Origin of the sequence: Corallococcus aberystwythensis (genome assembly GCF_003612165.1) — a bacterium.
Taxonomy (GTDB): domain Bacteria; phylum Myxococcota; class Myxococcia; order Myxococcales; family Myxococcaceae; genus Corallococcus; species Corallococcus aberystwythensis.
The window spans coordinates 1-21,019 of the sequence record NZ_RAWK01000179.1; the positions used below are offsets into that span (position 1 = coordinate 1).

The following is a 21,019-nucleotide window of genomic DNA, read 5'->3' on the forward strand; positions in this document are numbered from 1 at the left end:
CCACCAGGAGGACCGCCCCCAGCGGCCGGACCCCCTCCCCTGCCTCCTGCAGCGAGAAGCGCTGGAAGCCGAGGGGGCTCAGGAGCATCAGCGTCCCAAAGGACAGCGACACGCTGGCGATGAACACCGTCAGCAGCCCGCGCCCCTGGAAGCGCGCGGTCCGCTCCAGCAGGAGCATGACCACGAGCAGCGGATAGAGGATGGCTCCCGTGCGGCTGAGGAACAGGATGTTGGCGGACCACCAGTAGAACGCCACCGCGCCCAGGAAGAGCGCTCGCCCCAGCCACCCCACGAGGCCAGGCCATGCGGGGTACAGCAGCGAGGCGATCATCGTCGCCGAGCCCACCAGGAACAGGCTGCCGAGCGGGCGGACGTACGGGTAGATGAGCTGGAAGATGGCGGCCCCGAACTCGTAGGGCACGAAGACCATCGTGGTGCCCACGACGAGCCCGAAGGCCGCCGCGAACCACTCCACCCGTGCACGCTCGAGGATGCCCACGGAGACAGAGTACACAACCCGGGCGGGAGCGCACGGCCCGGCTGTCGCCGCCGCGCTCACCCTGTCGCGAAGCAGGCCGCTTCCGCGACGGCCGAGCGGGGCAGCGTCACCGTGAAGCACGTGCCCTGCCCCGGCCCGTCACTCCTCACGCCGATGCCGCCGCCGTGCCGCTCCACGATTTCGCGGCAGATGGCCAGGCCCAATCCCAGTCCTCCGGCGTAGTGCTCGGCCGCGTTGCGCGCGCGGAAGAAGGGCGTGAAGAGCTGCGGCACGCTCTCCGCCGGAATGCCGATGCCCCGGTCCTCCACCTCTACCCGCACCCCGTCCGCATCCTCGCGCACCCGCACGACCACCGGCGCACCCGGCGGCGAGTAGCGCAGGGCGTTCTCCACCAGGTTCGTGAGGAGCTGATCCAACCGCTGCTCGTCCCAGCGGCCCACCAGCGGCTCCGCGGGCAGCTCCAGCGTCAGCTGCTCCGCGCGCTCGCGCCGCGTCACCTGGATGCGCTCCACCACCTCGCGGGCCAGGGCCGTCAGGTCCATGGGCGCCACCGTCAGCGTGAAGCGCCCGGACTGCAACCGCGACACGTCCAGCATGTCGCCAATCAGCCGCGTCAGCCGGTCCACTTGCCGGTTCAGCCGGGCAATGGTTTCGCGCTGCCGCTCCGGATTCGTCCCCTGGCCGGAGCCCAGCTGGCGGATGAGCAGGTCCAGCGTCGCCCTCAAGGGCGTCAGCGGCGTGCGCAGCTCGTGGCTCGCCATGGACAGGAATTGATCCCGGATGGCGATGGCCTCGCGCAGCTCCTTCTGCGTGCGGTCGATGCGCGCCGCCATGTCGTTGAAGCCCAGGGTGAGCTGGGCAATCTCATCATCGCCCCGGGCCGGCACGCGCTGCTCCACCGACGGCGTGCCCAGCACGGCGAAGCCGTCCCGGAGGCTCTCCAGCCGCTGCGCCACGTCCCGCCCCACCCACTGCGACAGCAGCAGCGCGATGGCGCCCGCCAGCACCGCGATGGCCACCACCCACGCGCCCATGCGCGTCACCGGCGCGAACGCATCTCGCAGCCGCGCCGTCACCACCACCGTCCACGGCGTGCCCGCCACCTGCGCGTGCGCCACCACCAACCGGACCCCCGTGGCATCGAACGTCTCCAGGAGCCCCTCCGGCCGCGTCAGCGCCCTCGCCCCGACCAGGTCCAGCACCGGCGCCCGGGTGAGCACGTTCCCCCGCGCCGTCTCGCGCAGGAGGCTGCCGTCGCGGTGGTCGAAGATCTCCACCTGGTAGCCCGGAGAGGCGAGCATCGGCTGCAACCCCAACCGCCGCAGGGACAGCCCCCCCACCAGGAAGGCGCGCCGGCCCGTGCCCAGGTCCATGGGCACGGTGAAGACGATGTACGGCTCGCCCGAACGGGTGATGAAGGGCCGCGACAGCTGCACCTGGCCGCCGCCCTTCATCGCTTCCTGGAAGTAGGCGCGGTGCGCGAAGTTGCCGTTCGCCCGGTTCAGCCGCACCGAAGGCATCAGCGTGTCGCCGGCCTCATCCAGCAGCCAGGCCGCGTCGAACAGCCCGGACTCGCCCTCCAGCAGCGCCAGCCGCTCCCGGATGCCCTCGCGGTTCCCCTCACGCACCAGGGCGACGAAGCCCGGCCCCCGGCTGTACACGCGCAACAGCGAGCTCGCCATGGCGGCCGTCTGCTCCAGCCACGCCGTCTCCGCGGCCACCGCCTGCTGGGCCTTGCCGTGCAGCTCCGCCTCCAGGGCCTCCTGCGCGAGGTACGACGCCATCGCGCCCACGCCCACGATGGGCAGCACCGACGCCAGCGCCATGCCGCGGAACAGCCGCCAGCGCACCCCCACCAGCACCGGCCACTGGCGCCCCCCCGCCAGCAGCGCGCACGCCAGCGTCAGCACGCTGTACACGCCCATCCCCGCCCACGAGCGCCGTGACGCCACCCCGACCGTCATGTTCAGGAACAGGAGGGCCAGGCCGCCCAGGGCCAGGCGGCAGAGGAGCGGCTTGCGGCGCCACAGCCCCACGGTGAGCAGCGTCCCCAGCAGCAGGAAGAGCAGCCCCGCCCACCACATGTAGGGCCCCAGCGACGCCATGGCGAAGCGCACGAAGTCCTGGGGCGCCCAGGCCATCAGCACCCCGAAGCACAGCGCCACGCTGGCCAGGAACACCAGCAGCAGGCCCTGTCCCCGGCGCAGGGTGCGCTGCTCCATGACGAGCAGGACCATCAGGAACAGATAGAGGATGGTGCCGGTGGGGCTGACGGGCAGGATGCAGACCGCCCACCAGTAGACCGCGAACGCGGCCAGCACGAACGCGCGCCCCACCCATCCCACGAAGGCGGGCCAGGCCGGGTACATGAGCGCGACGAGCATCATCCCCGCGCCGACGAGGAACAGGCTCCCCAGCAGCCGGACGTGCGGATAGATGTATTGAAACAGGGAGGATCCGAACTCGTAGGGGACGAACACCATCGAGGTGCCCACCACGAGGCCGATGACCGCCGCGACCCACTCCACCCGTGCCCGCTTCAGGAGTTCCACGGCGCGCACCCTGACACAACCCGCCCCGATGTGCCGGGCGCGAATGTCGGGTGCGGGGAGCGTTCGTCAAGTGCTTAGCGCCGCCGCCAGGCGTCGAGCAGGTGGCCCACCACCGCGTCCACACCGACATCCCGTGTGACCTGCGTGAAGACAAACGGTCCGTCGCCTCGCATCTTCCGGGCGTCGCGCTCCATCACGCCCAGGTCCGCCCCCACGTGGGGTGCGAGGTCCGTCTTGTTGATGATCAAAAGATCCGACTGCGTAATACCCGGCCCGCCCTTTCGCGGCACCTTGTCACCGCCGGCTACGTCGATGACGTAGACGGTGTAATCCGCGAGTTCACGGCTGTACTGCGCGGCCAGGTTGTCGCCGCCGCTCTCCACGATGAGCAGCTCCGGGTGCAGCTCCTCCATCAGCTGCTCCAGCGCGAGCAGGTTGTGGCTGATGTCCTCGCGGATGGCCGCGTGGGGGCAGCCGCCCGTTTCCACCGCCTTGATGCGCTCCGGGGACAGGGCCTGGTTGCGCACCAGGAACTCCGCGTCCTCCTTGGTGAAGATGTCGTTGGTCACCACGCCCAGGCGGTACTGGTCGCGCAGCTTCTTGCACAGCGCCAGCACCAGCGCCGTCTTGCCGCTGCCCACCGGGCCGCCAATGCCCACCGTGAAGGCGCGCTGCGAGTAGTCGCGCCGGTGCGGCTTGTCGCGCGCGTCGAAGTGGCCCGGGTGGTCCCAGTCCTCGTGCGTGTGCTCGTGTCCGTCCTGCCCATGGCCGCGGTGGTCTTCGTCGTGCATGTCGCGTCTCCTCTCGTGTCTGTGGTTCAGGACAGGAACAGCCGGGAGTACAGCCGGTCGTGCGTGGCGCCCACCAGGTCCCAGAACGGCGCGGGCTGGGCCAGGTCCTCCACGCCCAATGTCTTGCATTGCTCCAGGACGGCATCCAGCAGCGGCGTGGCCGCGTGCTGCACCTGGTGGGACTCATGCGTGCCGATGGCGCCCATGCGCACGCCCGCGGACAGCGCGCCCCGCAGGGTGAGCGACAGGAAGAGGCGCTGGGCGTCCTCCTGCTCCACGTCCAGCGCGCGCAGCACCGCGCCGAACATGGGCGCGTGGTGGAACTTCACGCGGGCCGCGCGGGCCGCCTCGCGCACCGGCCCCACGGCCTCCGGGAAGATGCGCGCACAGGTGTCCAGGAAGGCCCGCCCTTGCGTGCGGCTGGCCCGGTTCGCGACGTGGTTGGTGAGGAACGCGTCCGCCCTCGCATCCAACGCGGGCAGCGTTGCGGGCTCGCGCCACGCCGTGCCCACCAGCGGCAGGCCGCCCAGGCCCGCCTGCCACACCAGCGCCTCCACGAAGCGGCGCACGTCGGCCGCGCCGCGCACCTCGCCCGCCTGCACCGCGGCCTCCAGCCCGCCCGAGTGCGCGAAGCCCCCGGTGGGAAAGCCCGAGTCCGCCAGCTGCAACACCCTCCAGCCGGAAGCCATGGCGTGCCCTCTCAGAACAGCGAGTAGCGCTGGGCCAGGGGCAACCAGGTGGCGGGCTCGCAGCGCAGGAGCTCTCCGTCCGCGCGGACCTCGTAGGTCTCTGGATCCACCGTGATGACGGGCAGCGCGTCGTTGAGGCGCATGTCCTTCTTGCCCAGCTTGCGGCAGTTCACCACCGCGGACAGCCGCTTGGTGAGCCCCAGCCCCTGCACGGTGCCCTCCCTGAGCGCGCGCCCGGACACGAACGCGATGCTGGTGGAGCCCCGCGCCCTTCCGCGCGCGCCGAACATGGGGCGCATGAGGTACGGCTGTGGCGTGGGGATGGACGCGTTCGCGTCCCCCATCTGGCCCCACGAGATGAAGCCACCCTTGAGCACCAGCTCCGGCTTCGCGCCGAAGAAGGCGGGCCGCCACAGCACCAGGTCCGCCAGCTTCCCCACCTCCACGGAGCCCACCTCGTGGGACAGCCCGTGGGCGATGGCCGGGTTGATGGTGTACTTCGCCACGTAGCGGCGGATGCGCAGGTTGTCGTTGTCCCCCTGCTCGCCGGGGAGCCGCCCGCGCTGCTCGCGCATCTTGTGCGCCGTCTGCCACGTGCGGGTGATGACCTCGCCCACGCGGCCCATGGCCTGGCTGTCGGAGGCCATCATGCTGATGGCGCCCAGGTCGTGGAGGATATCCTCCGCGGCGATGGTCTCTCCGCGGATGCGGCTCTCCGCGAAGGCCACGTCCTCGGGAATCTCGCGGTCCAGGTGGTGACACACCATGAGCATGTCCAGGTGCTCATCCAGCGTGTTCACCGTGTACGGCCGCGTGGGGTTGGTGGAGCTGGGCAGCACGTTGGGCGCGCCGCACACGCGGATGATGTCCGGCGCGTGGCCGCCGCCCGCCCCTTCTGAATGGTACGTGTGGATGGTGCGGCCCTTGAACGCCGCCAGCGAGTCATCCACGTAGCCGGACTCGTTGAGCGTGTCCGTGTGGATGGTGACCTGCACGTCCTCCGCGTCCGCCAGCGTGAGGCAGGTGTCGATGGCGGCGGGCGTGGTGCCCCAGTCCTCGTGCAGCTTGAGGCCGATGGCGCCCGCGCGGACCTGATCCAACAGGCCTTCCGGCAGGGACGTGTTGCCCTTGCCGGTGAGGCCGATGTTCAGGGGCAGCGTGTCCGTGGCCTCCAGCATGCGCGCCAGGTTCCACGCGCCCGGCGTGCAGGTGGTGGCGTTGGTGCCCGTGGCGGGGCCCGTGCCGCCGCCCACCCAGGTGGTGATGCCGCTGGCGATGGCCTCATCCGCCTGCTGGGGGCTGATGAAGTGGATGTGCGTGTCCAGGCCGCCCGCGGTGAGGATGAGCCCTTCCCCCGCGATGACCTCCGTGGTGACGCCCACCACCATGCCCGGCGTGACACCCGCCATGACGTCCGGGTTGCCCGCCTTGCCAATGGCGGAGATGCGCCCCGCCTTGATGCCCACGTCCGCCTTGAAGATGCCCGTCCAGTCCACCACCAGCGCGTTGGTGATGACGCAGTCGAGCGCGTCCGCGTCGCCCGTGCCCGCGCGCTGGCCCATGCCTTCGCGCAGGACCTTGCCGCCGCCGAACTTGCACTCGTCGCCGTAGACGGTGGCGTCGCGCTCCACCTGGAGCCACAGTCCGGTGTCCCCCAGCCGCACGCGGTCCCCCGTGGTGGGGCCGAACATGTCCGCGTAGTGGCGTCTGTCCAGCGTGCGGCTCATGAGCGGCCCTCCCCGGGGGTCTCTTCCTCGTGACCGAAGCCCTGGGCGCGCACGGCTTCCAGCAGGCGCTCACGGCCCTCGTCGGACACCTTGCCGCTGCCCAGCGCGTTGCCGCCGCGCACCACCTGTTCGCCCGCGATGGGGATCAGCGACACCGTCTTCACCTCGCCCGGCTCGAAGCGCACCGCCGTGCCCGCGGGGATGTCCAGCCGGTGGCCGTAGGCGCGGCCCCGGTCGAACACCAGCGCGCGGTTGGTTTCCGCGAACGCGTAGTGGCTGCCCACCTGGATGGGCCGGTCGCCCCGGTGCGTGACGCGCAGGGTGATGGCCTTGCGGCCCGCGTTGAGATCCACCGTGCCGTCCGCCGCGCGCACCTGTCCGGGGGCGCCTTCCGGCGACGCGGCGGGCACGGTGAAGCGCTCCAGCGGCGGCACCGGCAGGAAGCTGCCGTAGAGGGCCAGCGACAGGTCCCCGTGCTCCGCCACCACCGGGTGGTGCACCGTCACCAGCTTGGTGCCGTCCGGGAAGGTGCCCTCCACCTGCACCTCCGCCAGCATCTCCGGCACGCCGTCCATCACCTGCGCGCGCCCCAGGAACCGGCGGCCCAGGTCCATCAGCTCCGCCACGCTGCGGCCGTCACGGATGTACTCCAGCAACTGGGTGGCGATGAGCGCCACGGCCTCCGGGTAGTTGAGGCGCAGGCCTCGCGCCAGCCGCTTCTGGGCGACGACGCCCGCCTGGTGCAGCAGCAGCTTGTCCACGTCACGGGGGGACAGATGCATGGGGTCCGACTCCCTTGAGTTCTTCCGGGTGCGGGATGCGCCGACCCGTCAGACCCTAGCGCGACGCGTCAGCGTGGGCCAGGATGGGGGCCCCTCGCGCCGTTCTCCCCCTCTGGAGTCCCCCATGAAGAGCTTCAAGGCCGGCTTCCCCAAGATGCCCAAGGCCCCTCCGGCCCCGCCGAAGACGACGAACACGGTGGCCCAGGGCACGTTCACGAAGCCGACGACGCCCGCCGCGAAGCCGACGACTCCTACGGCCTCGCCCACGGGCTCGCCGGGCGTCTCCCGGCCGACCACGCCCACCGGGACGACGCCGCAGGGTGACGCGTTCAAGCCGTCCTCCAGCACCCAGGCGTCTCCGTCGTCGCGGCCGAACATCGACGCGAGCTCGCTCCAGGGCCCGCAGGTGCCGTCGCCCAACCGCTCCGAGAGCGACATCGCGGACCTGGCCCTGGGCCGCACGCCGGGCAAGGGCAAGGCCATGACGCCGCGCCCTGAAATCCAGAAGATCGTCGAGGACATGAAGCTGGAGAATCCGGGCGCGGACGTGCTGCGCTACACGGACCAGGGCGGCCACCCGATGCTGAAGCAGTCGAACCTGCCCGCCGGCACGGACGCGGGCGTGTGCAGCGCGATGACCTCCGAGTGGATCCGCACCGGCAAGGAGGCCGGCGGTGACCCGATGAAGGGCTCGCAGGCGTTCGGCAAGCTGACGGACAACCACTTCGGCAAGCTCATCGACAAGCAGCACGCCGAGCACCTCCAGAGCGACGCCCTCACGAAGCTCAACGGCGCGCACCTGGCTGACATCGAGAAGCTCCAGGACGGCGTGGAGCAGCTCAAGGGCAAGAGCGCCCAGCGCAAGCAGATCAACGAGCTGCTCACCAACCCCGGCCTGTCGGCGGAGCAGCGTCAGGGCTTGGAGGCGCAGCGCGGCCAGCTGACCCGGGAGCTCAAGGAGGGGATGGCCCAGCTCGGCCCGCAGAAGGACGCCATCGCCCGGAAGCAGGAGGCCATCTCCGACCTGGTGGGCGACTTCCGCACGGGCCGCGGCGGCGGCCACCCGGGCGTGAAGGTGCAGGACTTCGAGCCCATCACCCAGGACACCTTCGCGCAGAAGCTGTACGACGGCACGAAGGACAACGGCCACTACCGCATCGGCCTGCGCAAGTCGGGCGAGTCCGCGGAGGGCCACGTGCTCGGCCTGCACAAGACGGACGGCCCGAACCGCCTGCTGGACGCGAACACCGCCGAGTGGAAGACGAACAACCACAAGGACGCGATCAACCTGACGGCGGATCACATCGATCAGCTGTACAAGGACTACAGCACCTTCGACATCACCCGTTACTGAGTCACACCCGCCGGGCCCAGGGGTCGTCGCCCAGGAGGCCCGGCAGGAACGACAGCCAGTCACGCGTGGTGGCCAGCAGCGTCTCCAGCGACACGGCCGCCACGCGCAGCAGCAGGCCGTCCTCGCCCAGGGGGCTGGCGGAAATCACCTCCCGGGCGCGCGGCTTCACCGGCAGGCCCGCAACGCGCGCGGCCAGGGCCTCCCGCGCGGAGGCCAGCGCGGGCCCCACCAGCAGCACCGACGCCAGAGCGTCGAAGCGGCCCAGCCGCTCCGGCAGCGCGCCGTGCGCGGGGTCCAGCACCCAGCGCTCGTCCACCAGCGCGCGCCCTTCCCTCGCGACGCGCAGGCGCGAAGCGTAGTGCAGGAAGGCCCAGCGCTCGCCCCGGGCGCTTCGCCCCGCCGTCACCACGTCCGCGAGCACCAGCGACGCACCCGGCGCCAGCGTCACGTCCAGCGTCTGGGAATAGCGCGCGCCGGTGAAGCAGACGGTGGGGTCCGGCACCCACGCGAGCAGCGCGTCCCGCTCCACGCGCGCGCACAGGTCGCTGCGGCAGCCCTTGGGCGAGCGGTACACGCGATTGGCCCCCTGGGTGGCGAGCAGCGCCGTGGCGCCCTCCGCCACGTCCACCTCCAGCCGCAGGTGGTCTCCGTCCACCAGCCCACCGCCAAACGAGCTGGTATAGGCCCACGCCGCGTGACCGTGGTTGCGAGGCGTGAGCAGCCGCAGGGGGCTGTGCGCCAGCGCGGTGCGCACCACGGTGCGAGGCCCCGAGCGCTCGAACGCGAGCCGCGCGATGCCCGCGCGCTCCGGGCCGGGGAGAGCGAAAGTCACCCTTCCCTTCTAGCACGCGAGCCGCGCCGGAAAGCCGCGCACCGCTCCCGCGTAGCGTTCCGCGCGACAGAACCAGTGGGACCCTGTACCCCATCGGCCGCGTCTGGGACGTCGCCACCACCCCGGCCTGTAGCCCACCGCGCTACACTTGGCGGTGTTTCCGTAACGGGAAGGGACACATTCCCAGCGCAAGAAACGCTTTCGGAAACATCGTGGAAAACCACGTATTCCCTCCGAAACCCGCCACAATCACAGACACACGCCAATCCCTGGCACGGGACCTGCTCTGAGGGAGACCGCCCTCCGGCCCTTCACGCCGGAGGGCGGACCCCGTTCTTCCGTAAGGGACTGCCACATGCCCCATCACTCCTCGCGAGGCCTGTCCGGCCTTGTTCCGTCCTGGCTGCGCTCGCTGACCGCATCGTCCCTCGCGCTCGGAGGGCTGCTCGCGGCCGCGCCGGCCCACGCCGCGGATCCGCGGGAGGTCCGCCCGAACATCGCCACCGTGCTCGACGTGGCGCTGGTGGACGGGGAGCTGACCGCGAGCATCCTGTGGACGGACCGGCAGGACGACCTGCCCCCGTCCTCGAAGCTCATCTCCTATGACGGCCAGGACACCGCCACCGCGGGCGTGAGCGTGGCGCCCAAGCCGGGCGCAATCTCCCAGGTGAAGCTCTTCGGCGCGCTGGACAAGCCCTGGGAGACGGGCTGGGCGCAGAAGCTGGTGCTGGAGGATCCGCAGGGCCAGCCGCTGGCCATCCAGCCCTATGACGTGAACCTGGACTGCGCGACCGACAAGGAGTGCAGCCTCACCGTGTCCAAGGGCGTCACGTCGGACCAGGACGTCCTGCACGTGAGCAGTGAACTGGACGCCGTCCTCACGGACCTCGAGGCGAGGTATGGCCAGGGCGAGTACGACCTGGTGAAGGAGGTGTCCAAGGACTACCCGCACCTGCGCGGCGAGGCCATGGTCTACGTCCAGCAGTGGTCCTGGTGGTCCCCCGTCATCGGCCCCTGCACCTGTGGCTGGACGACCTCGACGACGCGCACGCCCACCACCACCCAGTCCATCCTCGTCACGGCCTCCTCGGGCCGCACCATCTACGGCTGGAACGGGCCGGGCGCGAAGCACACGCTGAGCGCCAACGCCATCCCGACGGGCCCGACCCTCAACCGGACGGTCGCCGGCAACAGCCAGCTGTCGCTGGGACTGCGGTGCTCGCGCCGGATCTCCTTCTACTGGTGGGACTTCGTCATCCACCGGCCGGGCGGGGTGTTCCCGGTGCGCTTCCCCTTCCCCGTCAGCATCCCCTGCACCTCGCCGTGCCAGGCCCGCTTCGACCACACGGGGCGCGTCACCGGCCGGACGTCCATCAGCGGCGTGGCCACCGCCCGGGAAGCGGGCACCTGGCGCGTGAACGGCGGCGCGCCGTACATCAACCAGCTCATCACCGGGAACAACGCCTTCGACGCGGACGCGATCGCCGTCTCGTTCTCGAACACCAGCGCCTACAACACGGTCAGCACGTCGGGCCAGGTGACGATTCCCTCCACGTCCAGCTTCGCGAGCGCCCTCGTCACCAACGGCTATGCCCAGGCCATCCACGGCCAGCTGACCTGCCCCCAGATTCCCGCGCTGGCGGGCCGGACCGTGTCGGACTACGGCACGACGCAGGGCACGTCCCACCAGCTCAGCCTGTTCTGGTTCCTCCAGGACTTCGCGGCGGGCTTCTAGCCGCACACGGCTGATCCTCCGCGAATGACAACACCCCGGAGGCCGGCACCGTGAAGGGTCCGGCGTCCGGGGTGCTTGCGTCTTCCTGCCTCGCGCGGAGGCGGCGGATGACTACTTGTCGGTCGCGTCCTCGACCTTGTCGCCGGCCTTCTCCATGGCGTCGCCCGTGGCGTCGGCGGCGTCCTCGGCCTTGTCCTTCGCCTTGTCGCCCGTCTCCTCCATGTCGTCCTTGGCGGCCTCGCGGGTGTTGCGGTGGCAGCCCGTGCCCACGGACAGGGCGCCCAGCGTCAGGGCCAGCAGCGTCATTTTCTTCATGCGGTACGACTCCTTCGCTTGAGGGGGTTGGCGGCATGCGTCCCGCCTTCCCCTGTGCGCGGCGCAAGGTAGGCACTGTCCACCAACTGCCAAGGGGTCAGCCCTCCGGGATGGCCCACACCGTGCGTCCGGGGCCGTCCTGCCCCTCCTGAAGGTGTCGGAGCGCGCTGCTAGGGTGCGCCTTCACCAGGGGGCCCGTGTCCTTCGCCCCCGGAGGCCCACCCATCCATGTCGCTCTCCCGGCCCTCGCGGCCTACCCTGCTGCTCGTCCTGACGCTGACGGCCCTCTGGGGCTGTTCCAAGGATGACCCGAAGCCCGTCGAGCAGCTCTTCTCCGACGTGCAGTTCAACCTCACCGTGCCGCCGGAGACGCCGGTGGACGCGGAGCTCTTCCTCACCGGCCCCAGCGCCACGTTCGGCGGCACGGACGGGCGGGGCCTGGAGCTGGTCTATCAGGGCGGCCGCGAGTTCAGCCTGAAGGCCCGGCTGCCCAAGGGCAACGCCTTCACCTACGCGGTGCGGATGCTGGCGCCCACGGCCCAGGTGGCGCTGGACGCCCAGGGGGCACCGGAGGCGGACCACACCCTCACCGTCCAGGAGAACGAGGAGACTGTCGCCCTCACGGTGGAGCGCTTCGGCGCGGAGGGGGGGCAGACAGGCGCGAGGACCGTGTTCATCGTCCAGGTCCCGGACATCACGCCGGCGGGAGCCAAGGTGTGGCTGTCCGGGAACCAGCCTGAACTGGGGAACTGGAATGGCGCGGAGGTGGAGCTCTACAAGGCCGTGGACAACGCCTACGCGGGCGCTGTCACCTTCGCCGCGGCCACGGGCCTGGAGTTCAAGGTGACGCGCGGCTCGTGGGAGACGGTGGAGAAGAGCGATACGGGCGCGGAGGTGGCCAACCACACCTTCACCACCGGCGGCGGCTTCGAGCGCGTGCCCGTGGTGGTGAAGGGCTGGGCGGACCTCTCCACGCCCCCGCCTCCCCCGCCGCTCACCGGCGACGTGCGCTACCTGCGCAACGTCGTGCCCGCGAACTCCACGCTCAAGCCGCGCGACGTCATCATCTGGCTGCCGCCCGGCTATGAGGCGGACACCGCGCGCCGCTACCCGGTGCTCTACATGCACGACGGCCAGAACCTGATGGACGTCAGCACCGCGTTCGCCGGCGAGTGGAACGTGGATGAGACGGCGCAGGCGCTGGTGGAGTCCGGCCAGGTGGAGCCGCTCATCATCGTGGGCGTCTACAACACCAGCGACCGCATCGCGGAGTACACGCCCGTGCCCTTCCCGCCGGAGTACCCGGACGCGGGCCGCGCGGACGTGTACGGCCAGTTCCTCATCCAGGAGCTCAAGCCGCGCATCGACGCGGAGTTCCGCACGAAGCCGGAGGCGGAGTTCACGGGGCTCGCGGGCTCGTCGCTGGGTGGGCTCGTGTCCATGTCGTTGGGGCTCAAGCACCCGGACGTCTTCAGCCGCCTGGGCGTGGTGTCGCCGTCGGTGTGGTGGGCGGACCGGGAGATTGTCGCGGAGGTGAACGCGCTGACCGCGAAGCCCGCGCTGCGCATCTGGGAGGACATCGGCACCAACGAAGGCTCCGGCAGCCAGGCGGAGACGGTGGCGGATGCCCAGGCGCTGCGCGACGCGCTGGTGGCCAAGGGCTGGGTGCTGGACTCCGACCTCAAGTACACCGTGGTGGAGGGAGGCCAGCACAACGAGGCCGCGTGGAGCGCGCGCTTCGGTGACATCCTGCGCTTCCTGTATCCCGCGAAGCAGTGACGAAGCCGCCGCCCACCACCACCCCAGATGGACGCTACCTGGTGGTGGACGGGCGGCTGTGGCGCCGCTCCAACCCGGCGCTGGGGCCCCGGCAGCGGGAGCTGCTGGTGGCCGCGCTGATGCGGGCCCGCGCGGACGTGGGCCGGGCGAAGCGCACGCAGGACGCGGCCCTGGAGCGCCGCGCCCGTCAGCGCGTGCACCGCGCCAAGGTGGGCCTGGGGGAACGGGGCCCGCCGTGGTGGACGGACGGCACGCCGGACCTCAACCGGCGCCTCGTGCACAACACGCCCTATGCCGAGTGGTTCCAGGGCCTGGAGTGAATATTAAAAGGGCTCGCCGTAACACCCAGGCCTCCTCACCCGTGTCCTGAGGTCTGGAAATGCCCGTGGTTCCTGGAGCTTCACGGCTCGCGTTGGGCCTGCTCACGTTCGTCCTCGCCTGCGGCACCACCGAACCCGATCCGTCTCCAGGAGGAGGCGGCGACAACGGCAAGGTCGCCGCGCTCACCCTTTCGCCGAGTGGGGCGACGCTGCTGGTGGGTGAAACGCTGACCCTGGGCGCCCTGGCGGTCGACGACGCTGGCGAGGTGCTCGAGGACGTCCGGGTGGACTGGTCCGCCGCTCCGGCTGGCGCCGTCACGGTGAACGGGGGCCGGCTGGAGGGCGTGGCCCCGGGCGGCGCGGTCATCACGGCCAGGGCCGGGTCCGCGAGCGCGACCGTGACCGTGGTCGTGATGCCTTACGACGAATCCAGTCCGTCGAGCGCGGAGGTGCTGACGGCCGCGCATGAGGCCGGGCTCATCAACGACGAGGAGCTGCTGGCCTACCGGGTGTACGCGGCGTTCAGCGACCCCCGGCTGCCCATCCAGTACAAGGCCCGGGTCGAGCCGGGATTCGATGCCACCTCGCTCGAAGACCTGCGGCAGCGCTTCAACGCACTCTCCGCGCCCATGCAGGCGGCGCTCGGGATGTACCTGCTGCGCCCGGCGGACCCCGGGAGCTGGCTCAACGCGCCCACGCCCGATGCCCGGTTGAGCAGCATGGAGGATACGCACTGCCGCTCCTTCTCCGGCGGCTGGAGATACATCCCGGAGCCCATCTCCAAGGTGCGGATCTGGTACCAGGTCAACTTCCCGGAGCAGCGCAAGCGGGCCATGAGGCTCGACGCGGCGATCGCGAAGGAAATCTGGCCCAAGCTGATGGCCCTGGGGCTCAAGGAGCCGCTCACCGACAAGGACTTTTCCTGCAATGGGGGAGGCCCCCAGCTCGACCTCTACCTGGTCGTCAACATGGCCGATCGTGGACTGACGATCCCTGAAGGCTGGGACCCCACGCAGGCTCCCACCTACATCCTGCTGAAGGACAATACCGACGACAACGCCCTCAAGGGGGCGGCGACGCACGAACTGATGCACGCCATCCAGTGGTCCTACAAGACGAAGGGGTGGCAGGCCGACTACGGGTGGATCCGCGACGCGACCGCGAACTGGGCCATCGACCATGTGTATCCAACGCTCCTGGTGGGGGCGAACCAGCAGTACGAACACATGTTCGCCGGTTGTTTCATGAACTCCCCGAGCCTGCCGTTGGAGAGCCGGTCCACAGGCCACTGCAGGAACAGCGGAGCGAAGTTCGCCGAGCGCGACTACGGCGCCTACCTGCTCTTCCAATACCTGGAGAAGAAGTACGGCCCGGCGGTCGTGGTGGCCGCGCTGGCGAAGCTGACCACGGAGACCTCCAGCCTCACCGCGGTGGACTCCGTCCTCCCCGGCGGCTTCGAGAAGGTCTGGCCGGAGTTCGGGAAGACCCTCTGGAACGGGGCCCCCAACAAGACCCGGGCGGGGTCCTTCAAGCAGTGGGACGACCTCGATGAGAACGTGAAGTACGGCGAACTCAACGCGGACCTGTCGGGCTGGCCCGAGGCCTCGGACAACATCCACGACGAGTTGGACAACCTGTCCAACCGCTACTACCGCATCACGTTCAGCGACCCGGGCACCCGCTCCGTGCTCTTCCACAACGGGTGGTTCCAGAACATCACCGCCGCGAAGGACCCCGTGAAGGTGTTCGCGCTCTGGAAGGACGAGGCCGGGGCGTGGCACGACGAGGACTGGAGCGAATACGAGTACGTGGGCTTCTGCCGCGACATGAAGTCCCAGCGGGTCCAGGAGCTCGTCGTCATCGTCAGCAACGCGAAGTTCGACCCCGCCGGCGGCGGGAAGCTGGAGGCGGCGGAGAGGCCCTTCCTCAAGCGCAACAACGTGGGCTGCTGGAGGTTCAAGGGCACCACGAGGTCCGTCCTGAAGGGAAAGACCTGGTCGTCAGGCCGGAAGATCATCGACACGAACGTGGAGCTCCAGGTGCTGGGCGGCTTCGAGGACCCGGACTTCGAGCACCCGCTCATCCCTCACACGAAGCGGGTGGGAGGCTCCATGCTCATGCAGCCCGCCGGCGACTTCACGCTCGACGTCGACTACGTGTCCGGAGGGTGCAGGTACACGCACGGGCCCACGCCGTACCCGCTGCTGCCCGGGGGCGGGATCCTGATGCTGAACCCCTTCAACGAACCGACGTCACCGGATCCCGACACCCAGGACTGGCTGTCACACCCCTCGCGCTCCTACACGGCGGCGCTCGCCGATCCGACGCTCGTGAACCTCAACGTCAGCGGTGGCCCTGACTGCCGTGGACCCGAGCTGGACCTGCCCGGCAACGTCCTCTTCACGGATGCGGGGGGAACCAAGCCGGTGGTGTCGTCCTCGGGAGAGCTGTCCGGCCAGTACATCGACTCGGACACCACCTACTCCTGGATATTGCAGCCGCAGCGCCAACCCTGAGCCCTCCTCGAATCAGAAGGCGTAGCGCACGCGGCAGTACGGCAGGTGCTTCGCCAGCAGGGCCTGGAACTCCGCCACGTGGCGGCCCTTGAACCCGGTGCGGTAGCGCACGTTGACGCCGCCGCCCTGGGACACCTTCGTCTCCTGGATTTCGGGCCGCCACAGCAGCTGCTCCGCCTTCGGGTGCCAGCCCAGGTTCACCTCGTGCAGGCCCGCGTTGTGCGTGAGGAAGATGATTTCACACGCCAACTGCTGCTTCGCCCGCTCGCTGATGCCGGCGTCCACCTGCTGGAACAGCTCCACGTAGGCGTCCTGCCAGCCCTCGTGGAGGATGACGGGGGAGAAGTTGAGGTGCACCTCGTAGCCCGCGGCCACGAAGTCGTCGATGGCGGCGATGCGCTCCGCGATGGGGCTGGTGCGCACGTCCAGCAGCTTCGCCGGGGCGTGCGGCATCAGGCTGAAGCGGATGCGGGTCCTGCCCTTCGGTTCGTAGGTGAGCAGCTCGCGGTTGACCAGCTTGGTGGCGAAGCTGGCCTTGGCGTTGGGCAGCGTGGTGAACAGCCGCACCAGGTCCCGCACGTTGTCGCTGATGGCCGCGTCCGCCGAGCAATCACTGTTGCACCCGATGTCGTAGACCCACGCGTGGGGGTCCACGGTGTTGGGCTCCAGCTTGGGCCCGCGCTTGTGCGCGTGCTTGCGGATGGCCTCCTGGAGGCGGTCGATGTTCACGAACACCGTGACGGGGTTCGCATAGCCCTTGTTGCGCGGGACGTAGCAGTACGCGCATGCCATCACGCAGCCGTTCGCCGTGGACGGCGCGATGAAGTCCGAGCTGCGATCATTGGCGATGAAGGACAGCGTCTTCTTCACGCCCAGCACCAGGGTGGTGCCCTTGATGCGGTTCCACGCCTCCACGTTGCCTTCGTTGCCGAAGAGACCGGGGATGCGCTGGTGCGAGGCCACCTCCACCCGCTCCGCGTCCGGGTACCGCGCCAATATCTCCCGGCCGCGCGCGTGCTCGAGCACCCCGGGCTCCAGGTAGATGCGCGACACCTTCAGCAGCCGGTCGAGCGGGCCGGGGCCCGACGGGACGGTGGCGGGGCGCGGAGCGGGTTCCGGGAGGAAGAGGTCCAGGTTCGTCACCTGGCGGATGTAACCGCGTTCCGTCTTCCATGCACCCGCGGTGGCCCACCCCGACGATGGGCGGGCCACCGGACAGGCGCCTGCTGTCAGCGCTCGGATGGAACCACGGGGCCCGTGGAGACCGGGGCCGGTGCATCCAACTGCTTCCACAGGGCATCAGGCAGGGGGACCGGGGGGGCCAGCGCGGCGGCCACGCTGGCGGTGGGCGCGTAGACGCGGTGGTTGTTCACCCGGAAGTCGCTGTCCGTCACGGTGGAGATGACCGCCGCGCGGCCCAGGTCGTTGATGGGCGGCCCGTCCGAACGGAACGCGACGCGGTCCACGAGCAGCACCTCCGCGGCTCCCGGCGGCGTCACCCAGACGGTGTAGCGCTGCGCGAGCAGGTCCACGTTCATGCGGAAGTGGTACGTCTGGCCGCGCACGTACGGCACCCGGCGGATCCACGAGTAGCCCGCCCCGTTTCGCACCTGGAAGATGCCGTCCTCGCTCATGCGCAGCGCCATGTTCAGCCGGTTGAAGGCTGTCACTTCCGTGGAGCTGTCCGTCCAGCCCACCACGCCGCCGCCCAGGTTGTCCGCCAGCGGGGTGAGGTCGAACTCCACGATGCGTGTGCCCGTGTTGCTGGTGCCCAGCAGGTGCTGGCCCCGAGGAATCGCCAGCTTCGAGTACCAGGGGTAGTTGGGGCGCGGGTTGAAGCGCAGCAGCGCCTCCAGGAAGTAGTAGTCGCCGTAGATGAGGCTGACGTTGATCTCCTGGCCCGCCGGGTAGTTGCCCACGCCGTGCAGCAGCAGGCCCGGGCTGTTGGTGCCCTGCGCGAAGTACGCGGGCGACGCCAGCGAGTCGAGCATGGCCAGCGCGGCGGTGCGGTAGGTGGTGCGCCGGGCGGCGTCCGTCTCCAGGGTGCTCAACTCCAGCAGCGCGGACGCGACGGCGGCCGCGGCGGAGGAGTCCTTGGACTGGCTGGGCGCGTTGAAGTCCCAGTTGGGCACGCGGTCCGCGGGCAGGTTCGCCAGGTAGTAGTCCGTCACGCGGCGGGCCGCGGTGAGGAAGCGCGCGTCCTGCGTGTAGCGGTACACCATGGTGTAGCCGTAGATGAGCCACGCCTGCCCGCGCGCCCAGGTGGAGCTGGCGGAGTAGCCCTGGAAGGTGCCTCGCGAACGGATGGTGCCGTTGTTGTTGTAGTCCACGTAGTGGAACGAGCTGCCATTGGCGCGCACCGCGTCCTGGAGCGTCCGGAGCGCGTGGTTCACCGCCATGGTGCGCCACACCGCGGGCCCGCCGTTCTGGGCGCCCCAGAGCAGCAGCTCGATGTCCATCATCGTGTCAGTGACGAGCGGGATGTTCCAGTTCGAGTTCCAATCACAACAATCAATGATGCCGACGGTGCTGTTGTAGCGCGTGGCCAGCGACGCGGCGGAGGTGAGCAGCACGTCGCGGTAGTACGGGTCGCCGGTGAGCCGCCAGGCATTGCCGTAGCTGTTGTACATCTTGAAGCCCAGGTCGTGCGTCTCCGTGTTGGTCTTCTGGACCTCCAGGGGGCGCGTCCACATGTCCGCGCGGTCGCGCCAGTAGGGCTCGTTGGCGACCTGGAACATGTACCACATGCTCCCGGGGAAGAAGCCCTGCGTCCAGGCGATGCGGTCCGTGTTGGCCACCGTGGTCCACGTCCCGTTGGACAGGGACGCCTTGGGCGACCGGTTGACGTTGGGCAGCTCCAGAATCGTGTCCGCGAGCTGCGCGCGAGCGAAGGTGAAGACCCGCACCGCGTCCGCGTCCGTGAAGGCATTCGCCACCGGCGCCACCAGCAACGCCAACATCCACCACAGCTTCACTCCCGGCTTGGACAATCCCATACACACTCCCTCTGTCTGACAGGCGCGGAAGGTGCCGGTGTGCCACCCCGGGGAACACCGGCCCCGGGGTCGCAAGCGGGCTGTCCGCCCCGCCCTGGTGGAGGGACGGGTGTGCCCTACCCGACCCGGGGCGCGGTGCCCGTGAACACGGGCTGCGTGTAGCCCGCGGGCTTGTCCCCCACGGCGGCGTTGCCGTGCAGGTTCAGCTGGTAGGGATTGCTGAACATGCCGTGAGGGAATGGCACGGGCGGAGCGCTGGCCTCGTCCAGCTGGCGGCGCAGGCCGTCGGGAATCGTGAAGTCCAGCGCCGCGAGGTTGCCGTCCAGCTGCTTGGGATTCGTGGCGCCGATGATGACCGACCCCACCCCGGGCTGCGTGGCCACCCAGTTGAGCGCCACCTGGGACATGTCGCGGCCCAGCTCCCTGGCCACCTGCTCCAGCGTGGCGACGATGCGCCAGTTGCGCTCCGTGAACATGCCCAGCTGGCCGCCCGCGGCCGTGTTGAGGCGGCCACCTCCCTGGGCGCCGGCTTCGCTCGGCCGGTACTTGCCGGAGAGCAGGCCCATGCCCAGCGGGCTCCAGGTGGTGATGCCCAGGCCCAGCGTCTGGGCCAGCGGCACGTATTCGTGCTCCAGGCTGCGCTCCACCAGTGAGTACTGGAGCTGCAGGTTGATGAGCGGCGTGAGCGCGTGCGCCTCCGCCCAGGTCTGCGCGCGGGCCGCGTACCAGGACGGCACGTCAGAGAGGCCGGCGTAGCGGATCTTCCCCGCGCGCACGAGGTCGTCGAACGTGCGGACCACCTCCTCCGCCGGGGTGATGCGGTCCCAGGTATGCAACAGGTACAGGTCGATGTAGTCCGTGCGCAGCCGCTTCAGTGACGCCTCCACCGCGCGCAGCATGTTCTTGCGGCTGTTGCCGCCCGCGTTCGGATCCCCCGGGCGGGTGGCGTTGTAGGAGTACTTGGTGGTGAGGACGACGCGGTCCCGGTCGCCACGCTCCTCCAGGAACTTCCCGATGAGCGTCTCGCTGGAGCCGTGGGTGTAGAGGTCAGCGGTGTCCACGAAGTTGCCGCCCGCGTCCAGGTAGCGGTTGAACAGCGTCCGGGACACGTCCTCCGTGGCGCCCCAGGTGCCGCCAAGCGGCCCGTCCTTCCCGAACGTCAGCGTGCCCAGCGACAGCGGGCTGACGCGCAGCCCCGAACGGCCCAGCAGGTAGTAGCGGTCCATCGACATGGTGAGGCTCCCTTCCAGCGGCTTATTTGGACTGATCAATCCAGATACAGGCATGCGAAGACGGCGCGCGGGGCATCCCGCGACGAAAGCAGGGGGTGTTACCGGGCCTTGAGGCCCGCGAGGGCGAAGTCCACGACGTCGCGCAGGGCCTCCGGCGGGGTGCCGGCCTTGGCGCTCAGGCGCAGCCCCCCGATGGTGGCCAGGAGGAAGCTGGCGGCGACGCGGGCGTCCAGCTTCGGGCTGAGCTCGCCCTTGCGCTGGGCCTCCTTCACGACGCGCTCCAGCGCGGCCTGCCCCAGGGCTCCGCCGCTCTTGAGCAGCGTGTCCACGTCCGGGTCCGTGCTCGCCAATTCCGCGGTGGCGTTCACGGAGAGGCAGCCCCGGGCGCGCGCCTTCTGGGTGCCGTTGGGGATGGAGAGGAGGAACTCGCGGATGGCGCCCAGGGGTGACGGGTGGGAGCGCAGGCACTCCACCAGGTTGGCGCTGTACTCCGCCTGGTAGGCGCGCAGGGCCTCCAGGTAGAGGCCGTGCTTGTCCCCGAAGGTGTCGTACATGCTCTGCCGGCCAATGCCCATGGCGCGCAGCAGGTCGTCCGTGGAGGTGGCCTCATAGCCCTGCTCCCAGAAGACCTGCATCGCCCGGCGCACGGCCTCGTCGCGGTCGAACTCCTTCGTGCGTGCCATGCCCCCTACGTAATGATTCTGGACTGACCTGTCAAAATAATCGGTCCGGGGGCTCTGGCGGCTAGAAGCCGGGCGGGCGCTCCCCGGCGACGCCGGAGGCCCGCTCCAGGGCGATGCCCACGCGGCCCAGGGTGCCCTCGTCGAAGAGCTGGCCGATGAGCGTCACGCCGTGGGGGACGCGGCGCGGGGTGGCGAAGGTGGGCATGGGGCGCTGGGG

General features: G+C 70.1%; 16 protein-coding genes and 1 pseudogene. 5 read left to right on the forward strand and 12 right to left on the reverse strand.

All coding sequences use genetic code 11. From position 1 onward, the window contains the following. The 6 genes and pseudogenes from D7W81_RS26530 to ureA all read right to left on the reverse strand — a co-directional run. Nucleotides 1–499 (reverse strand): annotated as a pseudogene (locus tag D7W81_RS26530) (sensor histidine kinase); the annotation flags it as partial. Nucleotides 500–555: 56 nt separating this feature from the next. After that, a complete protein-coding gene (locus D7W81_RS44205; protein ID WP_279637856.1) occupies nt 556–3,051 on the reverse strand; it encodes a sensor histidine kinase in 2,496 nt (831 codons plus the stop codon). Between the two features lie 74 nt (nt 3,052–3,125). Continuing rightward, complete coding sequence (gene ureG / locus D7W81_RS26540; RefSeq protein WP_120558186.1) at nt 3,126–3,842, reverse strand: urease accessory protein UreG; 717 nt, start codon at nt 3,840–3,842, stop codon at nt 3,126–3,128. A 26-nt stretch (nt 3,843–3,868) separates the two neighbouring features. Further along, a complete protein-coding gene (locus tag D7W81_RS26545; RefSeq protein WP_120558187.1) occupies nt 3,869–4,531 on the reverse strand; it encodes an urease accessory protein UreF in 663 nt (220 codons plus the stop codon). Between the two features lie 11 nt (nt 4,532–4,542). Beyond that, the gene (gene ureC / locus D7W81_RS26550; RefSeq protein ID WP_120558188.1) at nt 4,543–6,258 is read right to left on the reverse strand and encodes an urease subunit alpha; all 1,716 of its coding nucleotides are present in this window, start codon (nt 6,256–6,258) and stop codon (nt 4,543–4,545) included. Next, nucleotides 6,255–7,040, reverse strand: a complete 786-nt coding sequence (gene ureA, locus D7W81_RS26555) for an urease subunit gamma (RefSeq protein ID WP_120558189.1) — start codon at nt 7,038–7,040, stop codon at nt 6,255–6,257. Before ureA ends, ureC begins: the two co-directional genes overlap by 4 nt. 124 nt (nt 7,041–7,164) lie before the next feature. Here ureA and D7W81_RS26560 point away from each other — a divergent pair, with 124 nt between their 5' ends. After that, entirely contained in the window at nt 7,165–8,394 is a 1,230-nt protein-coding gene (locus D7W81_RS26560; RefSeq protein ID WP_120558190.1) for a hypothetical protein, read from the forward strand. A gap of 1 nt (nt 8,395) precedes the next feature. On the opposite strand, the gene D7W81_RS26565 is transcribed toward D7W81_RS26560, so the two are convergent. After that, entirely contained in the window at nt 8,396–9,226 is an 831-nt protein-coding gene (locus tag D7W81_RS26565) for an urease accessory protein UreD (RefSeq protein WP_120558191.1), read from the reverse strand. Between the two features lie 355 nt (nt 9,227–9,581). Here D7W81_RS26565 and D7W81_RS26570 point away from each other — a divergent pair, with 355 nt between their 5' ends. Beyond that, on the forward strand, nt 9,582–10,961 hold the full coding sequence (locus tag D7W81_RS26570) for a hypothetical protein (protein WP_120558192.1): 1,380 nt from the start codon (nt 9,582–9,584) through the stop codon (nt 10,959–10,961). A gap of 111 nt (nt 10,962–11,072) precedes the next feature. Here D7W81_RS26570 and D7W81_RS26575 read toward each other — a convergent pair whose 3' ends face one another. Then, nucleotides 11,073–11,276 (reverse strand): YtxH domain-containing protein, encoded by a 204-nt coding sequence (locus D7W81_RS26575; RefSeq protein WP_120558193.1) that lies wholly within the window; start codon nt 11,274–11,276, stop codon nt 11,073–11,075. Nucleotides 11,277–11,504: 228 nt separating this feature from the next. Between D7W81_RS26575 and D7W81_RS26580 the strand changes: the two genes are divergently transcribed. The 3 genes from D7W81_RS26580 to D7W81_RS26590 are packed head-to-tail and all read left to right on the forward strand — an operon-like array spanning nt 11,505 to nt 15,891. Then, the gene (locus D7W81_RS26580) at nt 11,505–13,055 is read left to right on the forward strand and encodes an alpha/beta hydrolase-fold protein (protein ID WP_120558194.1); all 1,551 of its coding nucleotides are present in this window, start codon (nt 11,505–11,507) and stop codon (nt 13,053–13,055) included. Then, entirely contained in the window at nt 13,052–13,375 is a 324-nt protein-coding gene (locus D7W81_RS26585; RefSeq protein WP_120558195.1) for a hypothetical protein, read from the forward strand. The genes D7W81_RS26580 and D7W81_RS26585 overlap by 4 nt, the downstream gene beginning before the upstream one ends. 59 nt (nt 13,376–13,434) lie before the next feature. After that, on the forward strand, nt 13,435–15,891 hold the full coding sequence (locus D7W81_RS26590; RefSeq protein WP_147445629.1) for an Ig-like domain-containing protein: 2,457 nt from the start codon (nt 13,435–13,437) through the stop codon (nt 15,889–15,891). A 12-nt stretch (nt 15,892–15,903) separates the two neighbouring features. Here the strand turns inward: D7W81_RS26590 and D7W81_RS26595 are convergent, their stop codons facing one another. The 4 genes from D7W81_RS26595 to D7W81_RS26610 form a co-directional block, all read right to left on the reverse strand. Beyond that, on the reverse strand, nt 15,904–17,103 hold the full coding sequence (locus D7W81_RS26595) for a spore photoproduct lyase family protein (protein ID WP_244227446.1): 1,200 nt from the start codon (nt 17,101–17,103) through the stop codon (nt 15,904–15,906). Between the two features lie 17 nt (nt 17,104–17,120). Next, entirely contained in the window at nt 17,121–18,887 is a 1,767-nt protein-coding gene (locus D7W81_RS26600; RefSeq protein WP_120558197.1) for a glycoside hydrolase family protein, read from the reverse strand. 116 nt (nt 18,888–19,003) lie between these two features. Then, the gene (locus D7W81_RS26605) at nt 19,004–20,119 is read right to left on the reverse strand and encodes an aldo/keto reductase (RefSeq protein WP_120558198.1); all 1,116 of its coding nucleotides are present in this window, start codon (nt 20,117–20,119) and stop codon (nt 19,004–19,006) included. A 98-nt stretch (nt 20,120–20,217) separates the two neighbouring features. Beyond that, nucleotides 20,218–20,802, reverse strand: a complete 585-nt coding sequence (locus tag D7W81_RS26610; RefSeq protein WP_120558199.1) for a TetR/AcrR family transcriptional regulator — start codon at nt 20,800–20,802, stop codon at nt 20,218–20,220. Nucleotides 20,803–21,019 lie beyond the last annotated feature (217 nt).

What these genes read in the sequence shown, in the direction of transcription:
- ureG (WP_120558186.1), bottom strand. Translation starts at nt 3,842, where the DNA reads ATGCACGACGAAGACCACCGCGGCCATGGGCAGGACGGACACGAGCAC.
- D7W81_RS26545 (WP_120558187.1), bottom strand. Translation starts at nt 4,531, where the DNA reads ATGGCTTCCGGCTGGAGGGTGTTGCAGCTGGCGGACTCGGGCTTTCCC.
- ureC (WP_120558188.1), bottom strand. Translation starts at nt 6,258, where the DNA reads ATGAGCCGCACGCTGGACAGACGCCACTACGCGGACATGTTCGGCCCC.
- ureA (WP_120558189.1), bottom strand. Translation starts at nt 7,040, where the DNA reads ATGCATCTGTCCCCCCGTGACGTGGACAAGCTGCTGCTGCACCAGGCG.
- D7W81_RS26560 (WP_120558190.1), top strand. Translation starts at nt 7,165, where the DNA reads ATGAAGAGCTTCAAGGCCGGCTTCCCCAAGATGCCCAAGGCCCCTCCG.
- D7W81_RS26570 (WP_120558192.1), top strand. Translation starts at nt 9,582, where the DNA reads ATGCCCCATCACTCCTCGCGAGGCCTGTCCGGCCTTGTTCCGTCCTGG.
- D7W81_RS26575 (WP_120558193.1), bottom strand. Translation starts at nt 11,276, where the DNA reads ATGAAGAAAATGACGCTGCTGGCCCTGACGCTGGGCGCCCTGTCCGTG.
- D7W81_RS26580 (WP_120558194.1), top strand. Translation starts at nt 11,505, where the DNA reads ATGTCGCTCTCCCGGCCCTCGCGGCCTACCCTGCTGCTCGTCCTGACG.
- D7W81_RS26590 (WP_147445629.1), top strand. Translation starts at nt 13,435, where the DNA reads ATGCCCGTGGTTCCTGGAGCTTCACGGCTCGCGTTGGGCCTGCTCACG.
- D7W81_RS26600 (WP_120558197.1), bottom strand. Translation starts at nt 18,887, where the DNA reads ATGGGATTGTCCAAGCCGGGAGTGAAGCTGTGGTGGATGTTGGCGTTG.
- D7W81_RS26605 (WP_120558198.1), bottom strand. Translation starts at nt 20,119, where the DNA reads ATGTCGATGGACCGCTACTACCTGCTGGGCCGTTCGGGGCTGCGCGTC.
- D7W81_RS26610 (WP_120558199.1), bottom strand. Translation starts at nt 20,802, where the DNA reads ATGGCACGCACGAAGGAGTTCGACCGCGACGAGGCCGTGCGCCGGGCG.